13 protein-coding genes are annotated in these 17226 nt (G+C 71.4%); 8 read left to right on the top strand and 5 right to left on the bottom strand.

Annotated features, from left to right (window positions below):
- Positions 1–144 precede the first annotated feature (144 nt).
- Positions 145–1296, bottom strand: coding sequence for a PQQ-dependent sugar dehydrogenase (locus AC4D2C_RS07950; protein WP_490913918.1), 1152 nt, complete (start codon positions 1294–1296; stop codon positions 145–147).
- 105 nt (positions 1297–1401) lie between these two features.
- Here AC4D2C_RS07950 and AC4D2C_RS07945 point away from each other — a divergent pair, with 105 nt between their 5' ends.
- On the top strand, positions 1402–2364 hold the full coding sequence (locus AC4D2C_RS07945; RefSeq protein WP_490913916.1) for a 2-hydroxyacid dehydrogenase: 963 nt from the start codon (positions 1402–1404) through the stop codon (positions 2362–2364).
- A gap of 29 nt (positions 2365–2393) precedes the next feature.
- On the opposite strand, the gene AC4D2C_RS07940 is transcribed toward AC4D2C_RS07945, so the two are convergent.
- A complete protein-coding gene (locus AC4D2C_RS07940; protein WP_490908649.1) occupies positions 2394–2873 on the bottom strand; it encodes a hypothetical protein in 480 nt (159 codons plus the stop codon).
- A 258-nt stretch (positions 2874–3131) separates the two neighbouring features.
- Between AC4D2C_RS07940 and ilvD the strand changes: the two genes are divergently transcribed.
- The 7 genes from ilvD (at position 3132) to metG (ending at position 13001) form a co-directional block, all read left to right on the top strand.
- The gene (gene ilvD, locus AC4D2C_RS07935; RefSeq protein WP_490913914.1) at positions 3132–4859 is read left to right on the top strand and encodes a dihydroxy-acid dehydratase; all 1728 of its coding nucleotides are present in this window, start codon (positions 3132–3134) and stop codon (positions 4857–4859) included.
- Between the two features lie 356 nt (positions 4860–5215).
- The gene (locus AC4D2C_RS07930; protein ID WP_490913912.1) at positions 5216–7102 is read left to right on the top strand and encodes an acetolactate synthase large subunit; all 1887 of its coding nucleotides are present in this window, start codon (positions 5216–5218) and stop codon (positions 7100–7102) included.
- Between the two features lie 2 nt (positions 7103–7104).
- Positions 7105–7623 (top strand): acetolactate synthase small subunit, encoded by a 519-nt coding sequence (gene ilvN / locus AC4D2C_RS07925; RefSeq protein ID WP_490908652.1) that lies wholly within the window; start codon positions 7105–7107, stop codon positions 7621–7623.
- Positions 7624–7671: 48 nt separating this feature from the next.
- Positions 7672–8697: a ketol-acid reductoisomerase gene (gene ilvC / locus AC4D2C_RS07920; protein WP_490908653.1), complete on the top strand. Its 1026-nt coding sequence runs from the start codon at positions 7672–7674 to the stop codon at positions 8695–8697.
- A gap of 126 nt (positions 8698–8823) precedes the next feature.
- Positions 8824–10416: a phosphoglycerate dehydrogenase gene (serA, locus tag AC4D2C_RS07915; protein ID WP_490913910.1), complete on the top strand. Its 1593-nt coding sequence runs from the start codon at positions 8824–8826 to the stop codon at positions 10414–10416.
- Between the two features lie 26 nt (positions 10417–10442).
- On the top strand, positions 10443–11372 hold the full coding sequence (locus AC4D2C_RS07910) for an acetamidase/formamidase family protein (RefSeq protein WP_490913908.1): 930 nt from the start codon (positions 10443–10445) through the stop codon (positions 11370–11372).
- Positions 11373–11429: 57 nt separating this feature from the next.
- Positions 11430–13001, top strand: a complete 1572-nt coding sequence (gene metG / locus AC4D2C_RS07905; RefSeq protein WP_490913907.1) for a methionine--tRNA ligase — start codon at positions 11430–11432, stop codon at positions 12999–13001.
- A gap of 22 nt (positions 13002–13023) precedes the next feature.
- Here the strand turns inward: metG and AC4D2C_RS07900 are convergent, their stop codons facing one another.
- The 3 genes from AC4D2C_RS07900 to AC4D2C_RS07890 all read right to left on the bottom strand — a co-directional run bounded on the left by AC4D2C_RS07900 (position 13024) and on the right by AC4D2C_RS07890 (position 17180).
- Positions 13024–13563: a hypothetical protein gene (locus AC4D2C_RS07900; protein ID WP_490913905.1), complete on the bottom strand. Its 540-nt coding sequence runs from the start codon at positions 13561–13563 to the stop codon at positions 13024–13026.
- A gap of 265 nt (positions 13564–13828) precedes the next feature.
- Entirely contained in the window at positions 13829–16390 is a 2562-nt protein-coding gene (locus AC4D2C_RS07895) for an ABC transporter permease (protein ID WP_490913903.1), read from the bottom strand.
- Between the two features lies 1 nt (position 16391).
- Positions 16392–17180 carry an ABC transporter ATP-binding protein gene (locus tag AC4D2C_RS07890; protein ID WP_490913901.1) on the bottom strand — a complete coding sequence of 263 codons (789 nt, stop codon included), beginning with the start codon at positions 17178–17180 and terminating at the stop codon, positions 16392–16394.
- Positions 17181–17226 lie beyond the last annotated feature (46 nt).

Below are 17226 nucleotides of genomic sequence, written 5' to 3'. Positions count from 1 at the left end.
CGATTTCACTCGCTCCGGTCATCCGCAACAGCATGAGACTCTACCAGCAGTTCGGCCGAAACATGAAACCGGCGGCTCAGCCCCTTTCCCGACCCCTCCCTTCCGCCCGGTCCTCACCCGGTCCACGGCCGTCCTCACCCGCTGTCAGCCGGTGTCCCTGTCGATCCGCAGGATCCTCGCGCCGCCGGGCTCGTTGGTCGCCACGAGCAGCGACCCGTCCGGGCCGGCCGCCACGTCGCGCAGTCGCCCGAACTGCCCGTCGAAGTGGCCGGCGGGTTCGCCCGCCGTGCCGTCGTCGAGCGGGACCTGCCAGAGCCGCTGGCCCCGCAGTCCGCCGATGTAGGCGACGTCGCCGAGGATCGCCATGCCGCTGGGGGAGGATGCCGCCGTGGACGGCCACACCACCTGGGCGTCGGTGTACCGGGGGTCGCCGGGCGCTCCCGTGACCTCCGGCCACCCGTAGTTCCCGCCGGGCACCACGAGGTTCAGCTCGTCGTCGACCTCCGGCCCGAACTCGGAGGCCCACAGCCGACCGGCGGAGTCCCAGGCGAGCCCCTGCACGTTGCGGTGGCCCAGGCTGTAGACCGGCGACCCGGGCGTCGGGTTGTCCCCGGGGATCCCGCCGTCGGCCGTGATCCGCAGGATCTTCCCGCCGAGGTCCGCCGGGTCCTGCGCACGGTCCCGGACCCCGGCGTCCCCGGTGCCGATATACAGGTGGCCGTCCGGTCCGACGGCGATCCGGCCGCCGTTGTGGATCTCCGCCTTCGGGATGCCGGTCAGGACCGGCTCCGGCATGCCGAGCCGTCCGTCGGTCCACGGCAGGCGCACCACGCGGTTGTCCTCAGCCGAGGTGTAGTAGGCGTACACGGCGTCGGGCTCACCGGCCCCCGGCCCCGTCCGGCTGACGGCCAGTCCGAGCAGGCCGCCCTCTCCCGACGCGGACGCCGCGTCCGGGACACTGCCGATGACGTCGGTGGTCCCGTCGTCGACGCGCTCGATCTCACCCGTCTCGCGATCGGACACGAGGAGGGAGCCGTCGTCCAGTACCACCACCGACCACGGCAGGCCGAGCCCGGTCGCCGCGTCCCCGCGGTGCACGAGGCCAGGGAGTGCGGCGGCGCCGGCAGGGGAGGCGGAGGCTGCGGGGGGTGGGGCAGGGGTCGCGGATGCCCCGGCGTACAGCGGGTCCGGTTCGGGCGCCGCCCGGGAGCACCCGGGAACGGCGATCAGGATCGCGGCTGCCGGGGCGAGGGCCCGGGCGAGGAGTCGGGCGGGTCGCCGTCGGGCGGCTGCCATGGTCCGACCCTAGGACGGGGCGCGGGACGTGTCCACCCCTCCGGCTCCCGAGGGCCGGGGGACAGGGGGAGGGCGGCGCCGCGCGGTTCCCTCTAGGCTGGCGCCATGACGAACCCTGCCACCGCCCCGATCGTCCGGACCGTGAGCGTCCCCTCCGCCGACCTGCAGGAGGCGCTCGCGGATGCGTCCCCGGCCGTCGACGTCGTGCTCTGGGACTTCACCGCCCCGCCCGAAGGCGTCGACCCGGCCACGCTCGACGCCGCCGTCCTTCCCTACACGGGCCGCGCCCACCTCGACGGCGCACTCGACGCCGCCCCCAACCTCCGGCTGGTCCAGACGCAGTCCACGGGCTACGACGGCGTCGCGGACCTCGTGGGACCCGATGTCGCCATCGCCACTGCGGCGGGCGTCCACGCTGCTGCCACGGCCGAACTCGCCGTGGGGCTCGCCCTGGCCTCGCTGCGGGGCATCGACGACGCCGTGCGCCAGCAGGCGGAGGTCCGCTGGCACAGCGCCCGCTACCCGGGCCTCGCGGACCGGCGGGTGCTGCTCGTCGGCGTGGGCGGGATCGGGGAGGAGATCCGCCGGCGCCTTGCCACCTTCGAGGCGGACGTGACCCGGGTGGGCAGCTCCGCGCGCGACGACGAGCTGGGGCACGTCCATGGCAGCGACGAGCTCGTGGAGCTGGCCCCGCACCACGACGTCGTCGTCGTGATCACCCCGCTCACCGACGCCACCCGGGGGCTCATCGGCAGCGAGGTGCTCGCCGCGCTGCCCGACGGCGCCCTGGTGGTGAACGTCGCCCGCGGCGCCGTCGTCGACACCGACGCGCTCACGCGGGAGGTCACCGCCGGACGGCTGAAGGCGGCGCTCGACGTCGTGGATCCCGAGCCGCTTCCCGCGGACCACCCGCTGTGGCGGGCTCCCGGCGTCATCATCACGCCCCACGTGGGAGGCAACACGGAGGCGTTCCCGCCGCGCATCCTCGCGCTGCTCCGGCGGCAGATCGAGCGGCTCGGCGACGGCGAGGAGCCCGACAACCTCGTGCGGCGCGGCCCCTGGGCGTAGCCGGCGGCCGGGGGAGGACCGGGTGCCGGTCAGGACATCGCGATGAAGGCGTCCATGAAGGACGTGAAGTCCACGACGTCCACGTCCTGCGCGAGCCGCAGCGGCGTCCCCGGCCCGATGTCGAGGACGGGAGCCGGGGCGACGGCGAAGCGGAAGACCCGCCCTGTGCTCGTACCCACCTCGTAGCTGCCGTCGTCGTCCCACTGCAGGGCATGGGCGAGATTGGTCATGTTGACCTCCACGGGTACCCCGGCTCCCGTGATCGCCGCGAGATCCACGGGCGCGATCATGAGTTCGGCCGGCTTCCAGCGATAGCCGACCACGTAGGCCGTGGCGGTACGGCGCGCAGCCCGGGCTTCCTTGGCCTCCTTGGCGTGGCCGTCCGCGAACACGAGGTTGTAGTCGCCGTAGTTCGGGATCTGCCCGTCGAAGACGCGGCGCAGGGCGTTCTTCAGCCCCTGCCCGCCGTCGAGCGGCCTGCTGGAGTCGTGCGGCTCATCGGGAGACATATCACGCCGTTGCGGTAGTAGAGGTAGGAGGCGGGGCAGGAAACTGTCGGTCCGGGTGCCCGGGGTGCGCTCCGCCTGCGGTGAGCCCGGGCGGCGGGACGGGAGATCGGCACGTGAGACCCACACTGTACCGGAGGGTCCACCTCCGCACGAAGGGCCTGCCGGCCCGGCCGGTCGGGGTTCAGCAGGCATGCGCCGGCCTGTAACAGGGCGGTCACATGGCGAAACCGTCCTGTTGCCCGGGCCTAGACTTCAGGCATGACCGTGGAAACAACGCCGGAGAAAACGTCGGGAACAACGCCAGACATCAAGCCGAGAAGCCGCGTCGTCACGGACGGCATCCACGCGGCGCCGTCCCGCGGGATGCTGCGTGCCGTGGGTATGGGTGACGACGACTTCGCCAAGCCGCAGGTCGGCGTGGCCAGCTCCTGGAACGAGATCACCCCCTGCAACCTGTCCCTCAACCGCCTGGCGGAGGGAGCCAAGGAGGGCGTGCGCGACGGGGGAGGGTTCCCCATGCAGTTCGGCACGATCTCGGTGTCGGACGGCATCTCGATGGGCCACGAGGGCATGCACTTCTCGCTCGTCTCCCGTGAGGTGATCGCCGACTCCGTCGAGACCGTGATGCAGGCCGAACGCATCGACGGCTCCGTGCTCCTCGCCGGCTGCGACAAGTCCCTGCCGGGCATGCTCATGGCAGCCGCCCGTCTCGATCTCGCCTCCGTGTTCCTGTACGCCGGAACTATCATGCCGGGGTTCGCGAAGCTCGAGGACGGCACCGAGAAGGAGGTCACGCTCATCGACGCCTTCGAGGCCGTCGGCGCCTGTGCCGCCGGGAAGATGAGCCTGAAGGACCTCGACAGCATCGAACGCGCCGTCTGCCCCGGTGAGGGTGCCTGCGGCGGCATGTACACGGCGAACACCATGGCCTGCATCGGGGAGGCCCTCGGCATGTCGCTCCCCGGCTCCGCGGCTCCGCCGTCGGCCGACCGCCGCCGCGACCTGTACGCCCGGAAGTCCGGCGAGGCCGTCGTCAACCTGCTGCGCCTCGGCATCACGGCCCGCGACATCATGACGAAGAAGGCGTTCGAGAACGCCATCGCGGTCACCATGGCCTTCGGCGGCTCGACCAACGCCGTCCTGCACCTGCTGGCGATCGCCCGTGAGGCCGAGGTGGAGCTCACGCTCGACGACTTCACGCGCATCGGTGACCGCATCCCGCACCTGGGGGACCTGAAGCCCTTCGGCCGCTACGTCATGTTCGACGTCGACAAGGTGGGCGGCGTGCCCGTCATCATGAAGGCGCTGCTCGACGCCGGCCTGCTGCACGGCGACTGCCTGACGGTGACCGGCAAGACCCTCGCGGAGAACCTCGCTGAGATCGACCCGCCGGACCTGGACGGCAAGATCCTCCGTGCGCTCGACAACCCCATGCACAGAACCGGCGGCATCACCATCCTGCACGGCTCCCTCGCCCCCGAGGGCGCCGTCGTGAAGAGCGCCGGCTTCGATGCCGACGTCTTCGAGGGCACCGCCCGCGTGTTCGAGCGCGAGCAGGGTGCGCTCGACGCGCTCGACGCGGGAGAGATCCAGGCCGGCGACGTCATCGTCATCCGCTACGAGGGACCCAAGGGCGGCCCCGGCATGCGCGAGATGCTCGCGATCACCGGCGCCATCAAGGGTGCCGGCCTCGGCAAGGACGTCCTCCTGCTCACCGACGGCCGCTTCTCCGGAGGAACCACGGGCCTGTGTATCGGCCATGTGGCGCCGGAAGCGGTCGACGGCGGTCCGATCGCCTTCGTGCGCAACGGCGACCGCATCCGCGTCGACATCGCGGCGAAGAGCTTCGACCTCCTCGTCGACGAGGCCGAGGTCGAGCAGCGGAAGGTCGGCTGGGAGCCGCTGCCCGCCCGCTACACCAAGGGCGTCCTGGCGAAATACGCGAAGCTCGTGCACTCCGCCTCCCAGGGGGCGTACACGGGCTAGGGGTCCTTCCGAGCCGGGGCGGGCACCCTCCCGTCCCGGCCCGGCGGCATCGGGTTAATGTCCACTCACCGGACGGGGTGTCCACGATGTGAGATCGGGCGGGGGTCGGTTGACACTCTTTCGCGAGGGCGTGGAAACTACAGATATGCAGCTCGAACCCGTGGTCGTCGTCCTTATACAGCGCGTGGCCTGAAGCCCGTCCGGTAGACGACTGCAGTCACGCGCAACCCCTCGCAGAGCCCGACCAGGCCGAGGGGTTTTTTTGTTGACATGACCTGTCGGCAGGGAACCAGCGCCACGGAAATCCGAAGTTCAGCCTGCAGCAGTGCAGCGTACGTTCCAAAGGAAGTTGTCAGATGTCCAAGGGATCGCCCATCAGCCCGGCGCTGTTGGCAGCAAGGCCAGCACCTCCTGCAGCACCTGCCCGTGAGACCGCACCCGCTCGGGACATCCCGGCGAGCGCCGTCCGTGGACCCAACAACGTCGTCGCACCCGTCCAGATGCTCGGTTCCGCGGCCATCGTGCGCTCTCTCGAGGAACTCGGCGTCGACGACGTCTTCGGGCTCCCCGGCGGGGCGATCCTGCCCACGTACGATCCGCTCCTCGCCTCGACCCGGCTCCGCCACATCCTCGTGCGGCACGAGCAGGGCGCCGGCCACGCGGCCCAGGGGTACGCGATGGTGACGGGCCGACCCGGCGTCTGCATCGTGACGTCCGGCCCCGGTGCCACCAACCTCGTGACTGCCATCGCGGACGCGCACATGGACTCGGTGCCCATGGTCGCCATCACGGGCCAGGTGTCCAGCGCCTTCATCGGCTCGGACGCCTTCCAGGAGGCGGACATCGTCGGCATCACCATGCCCATCACCAAGCACTCCTACCTCGTCACCGACGCCCAGGACATCCCGCGCGTCCTCGCGGAGGCGTTCCACATCGCCACCACGGGCCGTCCCGGCCCCGTGCTGGTCGACGTCGCCAAGGACGCCCAGCAGTCCACCATGACGTTCTCCTGGCCGCCGAAGGTCGACATCCCCGGCTACCGGCCCGTGGTGCGCGGCCACGCGAAGCAGGTCCGCGAGGCCGCCCGCCTCATCAGCGGCTCGCAGCGCCCCGTCTTCTACGTGGGCGGCGGCGTCGTGAAGGGCCACGCCTCGGCAGAGCTGAAGGAGCTCGCCGAGCTCGTCGGCGCCCCCGTGGTGACCACCCTCATGGCCCGCGGCGTCTTCCCCGACTCGCACCGGCAGCACGTGGGCATGCCCGGCATGCACGGCTCCGTCTCCGCCGTGACCGCGCTGCAGCAGGCGGACCTCCTGATCACGCTCGGCGCCCGCTTCGACGACCGCGTCACCGGCGTGCTGTCCAGCTTCGCGCCGAACGCGAAGGTCATCCACGCGGACATCGACCCTGCGGAGATCTCCAAGAACCGCACCGCGGACGTGCCCATCGTCGGATCGGTGAAGGAGATCATCCCGGAGCTGACCGCAGCCGTGCGCGAGAGCTTCGAGGCGCAGGAACGCCCCGACATCTCCACCTGGTGGAGGACCATCGACCACCTGCGCGAGACCTACCCGGTGGGCTTCACCCAGCCGGAGGACGGCCTCTCCGCCCCCCAGCAGGTCATCAAGCGCATCGGCGAGCTGACCGGTCCCGAGGGCGTCTTCGTCTCCGGTGTGGGGCAGCACCAGATGTGGGCGGCCCAGTTCATCCAGTACGAGCGCCCGCATGCCTGGCTGAACTCCGGCGGGCTCGGCACCATGGGCTACTCGGTGCCCGCCGCGATGGGCGCCAAGGTCGGCAGCCCGGACCGCGTGGTCTGGGCGATCGACGGCGACGGCTGCTTCCAGATGACCAACCAGGAACTCGCGACCTGCGTGATCAACAACATCCCCATCAAGGTCGCGGTCATCAACAACTCCTCCCTGGGCATGGTGCGGCAGTGGCAGACCCTGTTCTACGAGGGCCGCTACTCCAACACCGACCTCAACACGGGGCACGACACCGTCCGTGTGCCTGACTTCGTGAAGCTCGCCGACGCGTACGGCTGCGTGGGTCTGCGCTGCGAGCGCGACGAGGACATCGACGCGACCATCGAGCAGGCACTGGCCATCAACGACCGCCCCGTGGTCATCGACTTCGTGGTGAGCCGGGACTCCATGGTGTGGCCGATGGTGCCCTCGGGCGTCAGCAACGACCTCATCCAGATCGCCCGGAACATGACCCCGACGTGGGAGCAGGAGGACTGACCATGGCACGACACACACTCTCCGTGCTCGTCGAGGACGTACCCGGCGTCCTGACCCGCGTGGCCAGCCTCTTCGCCCGGCGCGCGTTCAACATCAACTCCCTCGCCGTCGGCCCCACCGAGATCGCCGGCATGTCCCGCATCACGGTCGTGGTCGAAGCCGAGGGCGACCTCCTCGAGCAGGTCACCAAGCAGCTCAACAAGCTCATCAACGTGCTCAAGATCGTGGAACTGACCACGGAGCAGTCGGTGCAGCGCGACCACATGCTGATCAAGGTGCGGGCCGACGCCGCCACGCGCCTGCAGGTGACCCAGGCGGCCGACCTGTTCCGCGCGTCCGTGGTCGACGTGGCGATCGACTCGCTGATCATCGAGGCCACGGGCACCCCCGAGAAGCTCTCGGCGCTCCTGTCCGTCCTCGAGCCGTTCGGCATCCGCGAGATCGTGCAGTCGGGCACGCTCGCGATCGGCCGCGGTGCGAAGTCGATGAGCGGCTCGAGTCAGGCCCTGCGCAGCGCCTGAGCGCACCCGCCCCCCATTCCAGCACCACCCACACAAGGAGAAACACCCGTGACCGAGATGTTCTACGACGACGACGCCGATCTGTCCATCATCCAGGGCCGCACCGTGGCCGTCATCGGCTACGGCAGCCAGGGCCACGCCCACGCCCTCAGCCTGCGGGACTCCGGCGTCGACGTGCGCGTCGGGCTGAAGGAGGGATCGGCGTCACGCGCCAAGGCAGAGGCCGAGGGGCTCCGGGTCCTGTCGGTCGCCGAGGCCACCGCCGAGGCCGACCTCATCATGGTGCTCACCCCCGACCAGGTGCAGCGCCACGTGTACAAGGACGACATCGCACCGAACCTGCAGGCCGGCGACGCCCTGTTCTTCGGCCACGGCTTCAACATCCGCTTCGGCTACATCCAGCCCCCGTCCGACGTCGACGTCGCCCTCGTGGCGCCGAAGGGCCCCGGGCACATCGTGCGCCGCGAGTTCGAGGCCGGCCGCGGCGTCCCCGACCTCATCGCCGTCGAGCAGGATGCCTCCGGCAAGGCGCGCGACCTCGCCCTGTCCTACGCGAAGGCCATCGGCGGCACGCGCGCGGGCGTCATCGAGACCACCTTCACCGAGGAGACCGAGACCGACCTCTTCGGCGAGCAGGCCGTGCTGTGCGGCGGCGCCTCGCAGCTGGTCCAGTACGGCTTCGAGACGCTGACCGAGGCGGGCTACAAGCCCGAGGTCGCGTACTTCGAGGTGCTGCACGAGCTCAAGCTCATCGTCGACCTCATGGTCGAGGGCGGCATCGCCAAGCAGCGCTGGAGCGTCTCCGACACCGCGGAGTACGGCGACTACGTCTCCGGCCCCCGCGTCATCACCCCCGAGGTGAAGGAGAACATGAAGGCCGTCCTCGCGGACATCCAGAGCGGTGCCTTCGCCCAGCGCTTCATCGACGACCAGGACGCCGGAGCGCCCGAGTTCGCCGCTCTGCGCAAGAAGGGCGAGGACCACCCGATCGAGAGCACGGGCCGCGAGCTCCGCAAGCTCTTCTCGTGGATCAAGACGAGCGACGACTACACCGAGGGCTCCGTCGCGCGCTAGCCTCCCTCCCGGCAGGGTACCCGCCCGACGCTCGACGACGAGCGGGTGCCCTGCCGGACGTGTGTCCGGTGCCGGTCCGCCCGGACCGCGCCCCGATCCCGCCCCACCCTCCCCGAAGGAATCCCCGTGACCACCAAGCCCGTCGTGCTCCTCGCCGAGGAACTCTCACCCGCCACCATCGAGGCCCTCGGACCCGACTTCGAGATCCGCAGCACCGACGGCGCCGACCGCGCGCAGCTCCTCGGAGCCCTCGCCGACGTCGATGCCGTCCTCGTCCGCTCGGCCACCCGCATGGACGAGGAGGCCATCCGCGCCGCCCCGAAGCTGAAGGTCATCGCGCGCGCCGGTGTGGGACTCGACAACGTCGACATCAAGGCCGCCACCCAGGCCGGGGTGATGGTCGTGAACGCGCCGACGTCGAACATCATCTCCGCCGCCGAGCTCACCGTCGGGCACATCCTGAGCCTGGCGCGCAACATCCCGCAGGCCAGCGCGGCCCTGAAAGCGGGCGAGTGGAAGCGCTCGAAGTACTCGGGCACGGAGCTCTACGAGAAGAACATCGGCATCATCGGGCTCGGCCGCATCGGTGCGCTCGTCGCCGCGCGGCTGCAGGGCTTCGGCACGCAGATCCTCGCGTACGACCCGTACGTGACCTCCGCGCGGGCCGCCCAGCTCAACGTGCGGCTCGTGTCCCTCGAGGAGCTCCTGCGCGAGTCGGACTTCGTGACCATCCACATGCCGAAGACCCCCGAGACCGTGGGCATGCTCGGCGCCGAGGCCTTCGCCCTGATGAAGGACACCGCCTACGTGGTCAACGTGGCGCGCGGCGGCCTCGTGGACGAGGAGGCCCTGCAGGCCGCCCTCGAGCAGGGGCAGATCGCCGGAGCCGGCGTGGACGTCTTCGTGGCGGAGCCGAGCACCGACCTGCCGTTCTTCGCGCACGACAGCGTGGTGGTGACCCCGCACCTCGGGGCGTCCACCGTCGAGGCCCAGGAGAAGGCCGGCGTCTCCGTGGCGAAGTCGGTCCGGCTGGCGCTGGCCGGCGAGCTCGTGCCCGACGCGGTCAACGTGGCCGGCGGCGTCATCGATCCGGCCGTCCGCCCGGGCATCCCGCTCATGGAGAAGCTGGGCCGGATCTTCACGGCGCTCACCCACGCCTCGCTCACGCAGATCGACATCGAGGTGGCCGGGGAGATCGCGGCCCTCGACGTCAAGGCCCTCGAACTCGCGGCGCTCAAGGGCGTCTTCACGGACGTCGTCTCCGAGCAGGTGTCCTACGTGAACGCGCCGCTCCTGGCCGAGCAGCGCGGTGTCACATCCCGTCTCGTGACCACGTCCGAGTCCGACGAGTACCGCAACGTGCTCCGCCTGCGGGGAGCGCTGTCCGACGGCTCGCGGATCTCGGTCGCCGGGACGCTCACCGGACCCAAGCAGGTGGAGAAGCTCGTCGGGGTGAACGGCTACGACCTCGAGATCCCCATCAGCGACCACCTCCTGGTGCTGCTCTACGCGGACCGGCCCGGCGTGATCGGCGCGCTCGGTCGCCTGCTCGGGGAGCGGGATATCAATATCGCCGGCATGCAGGTCGCACGGAACAAGGAGGGCGGGCAGGCGCTGTCCCTGCTGACGGTCGACAGTTCGGTGCCGCAGGACGTCCTCGACGCGATCCGCGCCGAGATCGGCGCGACCGTGGCCCGCGAAGTGGATCTGCAGGACTGACGGCCGGTACCGGACACGGAGCTCCCATGACCACGCACCACCTGCCCGCCGTGCAGGCGACGGCGACCCAGGTCCTCTCCCGCGACACCGCGCCCGTGCTGCGCGTGGTTCCCGGGGACCGCGTGATCGTCGAGTCCCTCGACGCCCGCGGGCACCTCGAACGCCAGCCGACACCCGGAGCGGTGACGCCCTACCGGTTCCCGGACCGGCAGGGCCACGCGCTCACGGGCCCGATCGAGGTGGCCGGGGCCGGGCCCGGCGACGTGCTCGCGGTCCGCTTCGAGTCCCTGGAGCCGGCCGACTGGGGATGGACCGCGGCCGCGCGGCCCGACGACGCGTTCGCCCGCCGGCTCGGCCTCGAGGGCACGGACCCCGCCTGGCTGCTGTGGGACCTGGACGCCGAGGCGCGGACGGGCACCGACCAGTACGGGCACGTGGTGCGGCTCGCGCCGTTCCTCGGCGTGGTCGGTCTGCCTCCCGCCGCACGGGGCGAGCATTCGACGACGCCGCCGCGCCCGGCCGGCGGCGGCAACATCGACTGCCGCGAACTCACGGCCGGTTCCACGCTCTTCCTGCCGGTCACCGTGCCCGGCGCGCTGCTGCACCTCGGCGACGGCCACGCCGCCCAGGGCGACGGCGAGGTGGGTGGCACTGCGATCGAGTGCGGCATGACGACGACGATCACCGTCGACGTCCTCCGGGACGCCCCGCTGGACACCATCCATGCGCTCACTCCGACCGCGCGGATCACCTTCGGCTTCGACGCCGACCTGAACCGGGCCACGGCGCACGCCCTCGGGGCCATGCTCACGTGGATGCAGCAGCTGCACGGGCTGGAGCGGAAGGCCGCGCTGGCCCTCGCCGGGGCCGTCGTCGACCTCCGGGTCACGCAGATTGCGAACCGGACCTGGGGCGTGCACGCCGTGCTGGGGCTGGACGCCCTCGGGCGGGCCTGAGCGCCTCCGCGTCTTCGCACTTGGGCGAATCCGCATGGACCGGGGTAATTTCATAGGGTGACCTCCGCAGACGCAAAGCCCTCGTTCTACATCACCACAGCCATCTCCTACCCGAACGGCGAGCCGCACATCGGGCACGCCTACGAGACGATCGCCGTCGACGCCATGGCGCGCTTCAAGCGCCTCGACGGTTTCGACGTCATGTACCTCACGGGCACGGACGAGCACGGCCTGAAGATGCAGCAGGCAGCGGACAGGGAGGGCGTCCCGGTCCGCGAGCTCGCGACCCGGAACGCCCTGGCCTTCCGGGAGATGAACGACGTCGTGGGCACCTCCTACGACCGGTTCATCCGGACCACCGACGAGGACCACTACGCCGCCGCGACCGAGATCTGGAAGCGCATGGAGGCCAACGGCGACATCTACCTCGACAAGTACGCCGGCTGGTACTCGGTGCGGGACGAGGCGTTCTGGGGCGAGGACGAGACCGAGGTCCGCCAGGACGGCGTGCGCTACGCGAAGGAGACCGACACCGAGGTGACGTGGACCGAGGAGGAGAGCTACTTCTTCCGGCTCTCCGCCTACCAGCAGAAGCTGCTGGATCTCTACGAGGCGCAGCCGGAGTTCGGTGCGCCGCAGCCCCGGTTCAACGAGGTCATCTCGTTCGTGCGGCGCGGGCTCGAGGACCTCTCCATCAGCCGCACCACGTTCGACTGGGGCGTCCCCGTGCCCGGCAACCCGCGGCATGTGATGTACGTGTGGGTGGACGCGCTCACCAACTACCTCACGGGCGTGGGCTTCCCCGATACCGGGTCCGAGCGGTTCCGGACGTTCTGGCCCGCGGACGTGCACGTGATCGGCAAGGACATCTCCCGCTTCCACGCCATCTACTGGCCCGCCTTCCTGCTGTCCGCGGGACTCGAGGTGCCCAGGCGCATCATGATCCACGGGTTCCTGCACAACAAGGGCGTGAAGATGTCCAAGTCGCTCGGCAACACCGTGGCCCCGGCGGACTGGGTGGAGCAGTACGGCCTGGATCAGGTGCGCTTCTTCCTCCTGCGGGAGGTCCCGTTCGGCGCGGACGGCTCCTACAGTCACGAGGCGGTCGTGGGACGCATGAATGCGGACCTCGCCAACAACTTCGGCAACCTCGCCCAGCGCTCGCTGTCGATGGTCGCCAAGAACTGCGGCGGCGCCGTCCCGCAGCCGGGAGAGTTCACCCCGGCGGATCACCGGATCCTCGACCAGGCGCACGCCCTGCTCGACGTGACCCGGGCGGCCTTCGACCGGCAGGAGTTCTCCCGTGCGCTCGAGGCCGTCTGGGCGGTGCTCGGTGACACGAACGCGTACTTCGCCGACCAGCAGCCGTGGGTCCTCCGCAAGACGGACACCGAGCGCATGAACACCGTCCTCTACGTCACGCTCGAGGTGCTGCGGGTGGTGGCGGTGCTCGCGCAGCCCGTCATGCCGACCGGCGCCGGGCAGATCCTCACCGCGCTCGGCCAGGGCACGGCGGACGACGACGAGCGCCGCCTGTTCAGCGCGCTGGACGGGCGGATCGAGCCCGGCACGGTGCTGCCCGCGCCGTCGCCGGTGTTCCCGAAGTACGAGGAGCCGACGGCCGGCTAGGCGGGCATGCTGTCCGACAGCGTCAGTAGCGCAGGAAGCGTGCCGGGGCGGTCTGGCGCATGATCCGTGCCACGGTGTCCTGCTGGCGCCTGGACGCGTCCAGCAACTGCTCGAGCGCCGACCGGTCGAGGACGGCGTCGCCCGCGTCAGCCGGCGCCTCGGCCGACAGGGCGAGGAGCGTCGACCACAGCGCCTCCTTGCCCTTGAGCAGCGACTGCAGGGCCTCGAGCTCCAGTTGCGCTCCCGCGGTCGCCTTCCGGCGCAGGGGATTCAGGGGATCGAGCTCGGCCACCACGGACAGGGCGCGTGCGGTCGCCATCTTCACGACGCCTGGCCGGTGACCCAGCGATCTGATCATCCTCTTGAGGAAGGCGCGCTCCTCGCCGATCTCCTGCCGCAGGCGCTCGAAGTCCTTCTCGTGCGGGGTCCCGGCCCAGGAGACGCGAGCCGCCTTGAACAGCCGGACCCCGTTCGTCGCACCCACGAGATGCAGGTCGAGGTACGGCAGCAGGGTGTCCAGGTCCAGCCGGCGCAGGGGGATGCCGTCCGTGACGCGCGTCATGACCTGTCCTTCCGTCGAATTGTCCAGCACATCACCCTACGGTAGCGCGGCGTGGCAGCGGTAGCGGCGCGGCGGTCATCTCGCCGATGCCCTCGGCCGGCGCGGTCGTGCTGGTCCGCGGGGATCCGGCTCCGCTCGGACGGGTCCGTCGCCATCGAGGCCCGCGGACAGGCGCTGCGCGCCCGTGCCGCTGTCCCGTGCCGCTGTCCCGTGGCGCTGTCCCGTGGCGGCGGGCCGGCCCTTCAGCCCGGCGGCGGATCGCGCCTCAGTCGGTTGCGAGCCCGGCCACGGGGGAGAGCCGTGCCGCCCGGCGGGCCGGGAGCACGGAGGCCAGGAGCCCTGCCGTGACGGCCACCAGGAGGACGGCGCCGATCTGCCCCACGGGCACCGCGGGGCTGACGGGGGTGATGCCGCCCAGGGCGGACTGTGCACCGAGCCAGCCGTAGAGGATACCCAGCGCGGACCCCAGCAGGGCCGCCACACCGGCGACGAGCACCGCCTCCACGGCGAGCATCCCGCGCAGCTGTGCGCGGGTGAGGCCGAGCGCGCGGAGCAGCGAGTTCTCGCGGCGCCGTTCCAGCACGGAGAGCGACAGCGTGTTGGCCACCCCGATGAGCGCGATGAGCACGGCCACCGCGAGCAGGGCCGTCACGATCAGCAGCATCACGTCGATGATCTCGTTGTACGCCACCCGTTCCAGGGCGGGCCCGGTGACGTCGTACTCGGAGATACCCGTGGCGGCGACGATCCGCGACTGCACCTCGGCGACGCCCTCCGCGTCCAGTCCGTCCGCTAGCTTGAGCCAGAAGGTGGAGCCGACCGCGGCGGCGAAGGCGTCCGCGTCCGCCACAGGGGCTGCCGGACCCGCAGCGGCCGGTTCGCCGAGATAGGCCTGCAGTGCCTCCGGGGGCGTGCCGCCGAGCCGCTCCGCCGTCGCCCGGGTGATCAGGGGCTGGAAGAACACGGAGTCCGTCGCGGTGACGGGGAGGGTGGCGGGGCCGTTCCCGCCCTCGAGGGTCACCTCGTCCTGCTCCCAGGTCTGGGGCGCGAGGACCATGCCGTCCCGCAACTCCGCCCCCTCGGAGCGCAGCACCCCGGCGATCTCGTCGGCGTCCGCCGTGTACACGAGCTGGGCGCCGTCGTCCGCGCCGGTGAGGAGCACCGGGGTGAGCTCGACGGCGGTCCGTACGCCGTCGACCTGCAGGAGCGTGGGCACGTCCACGCGGGGCGATGCCGGGCCCTCTGCAGCGCCGGAGGAACCGGTCACCCTCACTTCGAGGTCCACGGCGTAGTTGTCGTCGAGCTCGCGGTCGAAGGACGTGCGCGCGGTCTGCGCACCGACCATCATCATGGTCACGAGGGTCACGCCGATCAGCAGGGCGGCCGAGGACGCCGTGGTGCGGGCGGGGTTGCGGACGGCGTTGACCGCCGCGAGCCTGCCCGGCACGCCGAGCGGGCGGGCGAGCCGCCCGACCGCCGCGACGCTCGCCGGGATGAAGAACGGTGCGAGGAGCACGACGCCGAGGAAGGAGATCGCGCCGCCCAGGACGGCCGGGCCGAGCGCCGCGGTGACGGCGCCGAGGATGAGGAGTGCGGCGCCCAGGAGGAGGGCCGCGAGGCCTGCCGCGAGCCGGATCCTCCCGCCGCTGCCGGCGGTGTGCACGGGTTCGACGGGACGGAGTGCGGCCAGCGGTGCCACGCGCGTCGCAGCGCGCGCCGGGACGAGGGCGGCGAGGAGTGTCATCACCACGCCCACGGCGACGCCGATGAGGATCGACGACGGCGGGACGGCCAGGACGGCGAAGGAGCCGAAGTCGGTCCCGCGGGCGAGGCCCACGAGCGCGGCCATCACGCCGACGGCGAGCAGGACGCCGAGGACGGCGCCCGTCAGCCCTACGATCGCGGCCTCGACGAGCACCGAGGTCCGGATCTGGCGCCGCTCGGCCCCGATGCAGCGCAGCAGGGCGAGTTCCCGGGTCCGCTGGGCGACCAGGACGGAGAAGGTGTTCGCGATGACGAGCCCGGCGACGAGGACGGCCACGGCGGCGAAGGCGAGCAGGATCCCGGTGAGCATGTCGTTGCCGTTCGAGAGCCGGGCGACGTCGGCGAGCGTCTGCTCGGATGCCGTGCGGACGGTGAGGCCGGGCTCCTCCCGGGCGGCCGTGACGGCGTCCTGCACCACCGCGGCGTCGGCCCCGGGTGTCAGGGCGAGCTGCACGTTGCGGACGGCGGGCCCGCCGGTCAGTTCGCGGATCACCGGGACGGACGCGATGACCTGCACCGCTCCCGAGAGGGCGGGGTCGGTGCTGGGCGCGGTGAGGGCCGTGACCGTCAGGGCGCCCCCCAGGGCGGCAGGGGCCTGATCGGCACCGTCACCGAGGGCCACGGTGTCCCCGGGCGAGACGCCGAGGCGTCCGGCGGAGGTCTCGTCCAGCGCCACCTCGCTCGGGGAGCCCGGGTAGGAGCCGCTCGTCACCTCCGCGTTCCGCAGGTCCGCCGGAGCGGTGGTGGTGAAGGCGGCGAGGGAGGTCTGCGAGCCGGAGGCGAGCTGGCCGTAGGCGCGTTCGAGGCCGTAGGCGGTGGCCACGCCCGGGAGGACTGCGAGCCGGTCGACGACGTCGGCGGGGACGTCCGCGCCGTCCTGCCCCGTGACCACGAGGTCGGCCGTGGCGTAGGCGGCACCGACGCTCTGCTGGAGGCTGGCCTGCGTGGTGGCGCCGACCATGAGGGTGGCGGAGAGGAAGGCGACACCGAGCATCACGGCGAGGCCGACGGCGAGGAAGCGGCGGGCATGGACCCGCACCTGCGCGAGCGCTATCTGCAGCACGTCAGGCTCCCAGGGTTGCGAGGGCGCTGGAGATGGCGTCCGGCGCGGACTGCTCGAGTTCGCCGACGAGCGCGCCGTCCTTCATGAGCACGATGCGGTCGGCGTAGGAGGCCGCCACGGGGTCGTGCGTGACCATGATGATGCTCTGGCCCATCTCCCGGCAGCTGCGCCGCAGCAGGGAGAGCACCTCGGCACCCGTCGCCGAGTCGAGGTTGCCGGTGGGTTCGTCCCCGAAGATGACGTCGGGCCGGGTGAGGAGGGCGCGTGCGACGGCGACCCGCTGCTGCTGGCCGCCGGAGAGTTCGTGGGGGCGGTGGGACAGCCGGTCGGTGAGGCCCAGGGTGGAGGAGATCTGCTGCAGCCATTCGCCGTCCACCGTGCCGCCGGCCAGGGCGACGGGCAGCGTGATGTTCTGTTCCGCTGTCAGCGTGGGGACGAGGTTGAAGGCCTGGAAGACGAAGCCGACCCGTTCGCGGCGCAGGCGCGTGAGGTCGGCGTCGGGGAGTCCTGTGATGTCGGTGCCGCCGATCCAGAGACGTCCGGTGTCGACGCTGTCGAGTCCGGCGAGGCAGTGCATGAGGGTGGACTTGCCGGATCCGGAGGGCCCCATGATCGCGGTGAAGTGCTCCCGGGCGAAGTCGAGGGAGACGTCGCGGAGGGCGTGCACGGCGGTCTCGCCGCGGCCGTAGCTCTTGGACACGCCGCGGGCGGCGACGGCGCCGTCCGCGGGGGAGGAGGACACGGCGGGGGCTCCCGGCGGCACTGCGGAAGGATTCGTGGAGGTTGTCATGCTCCCACGCTACGGATCGCGGTCCGTCCCGGGATCGGTTCACGGG

This window comes from Arthrobacter sp. TJ-240, from assembly GCF_058269195.1.
Note: the sequence above shows the minus strand (reverse complement) of the source record. Positions and strands in the feature narration are given on the sequence as shown.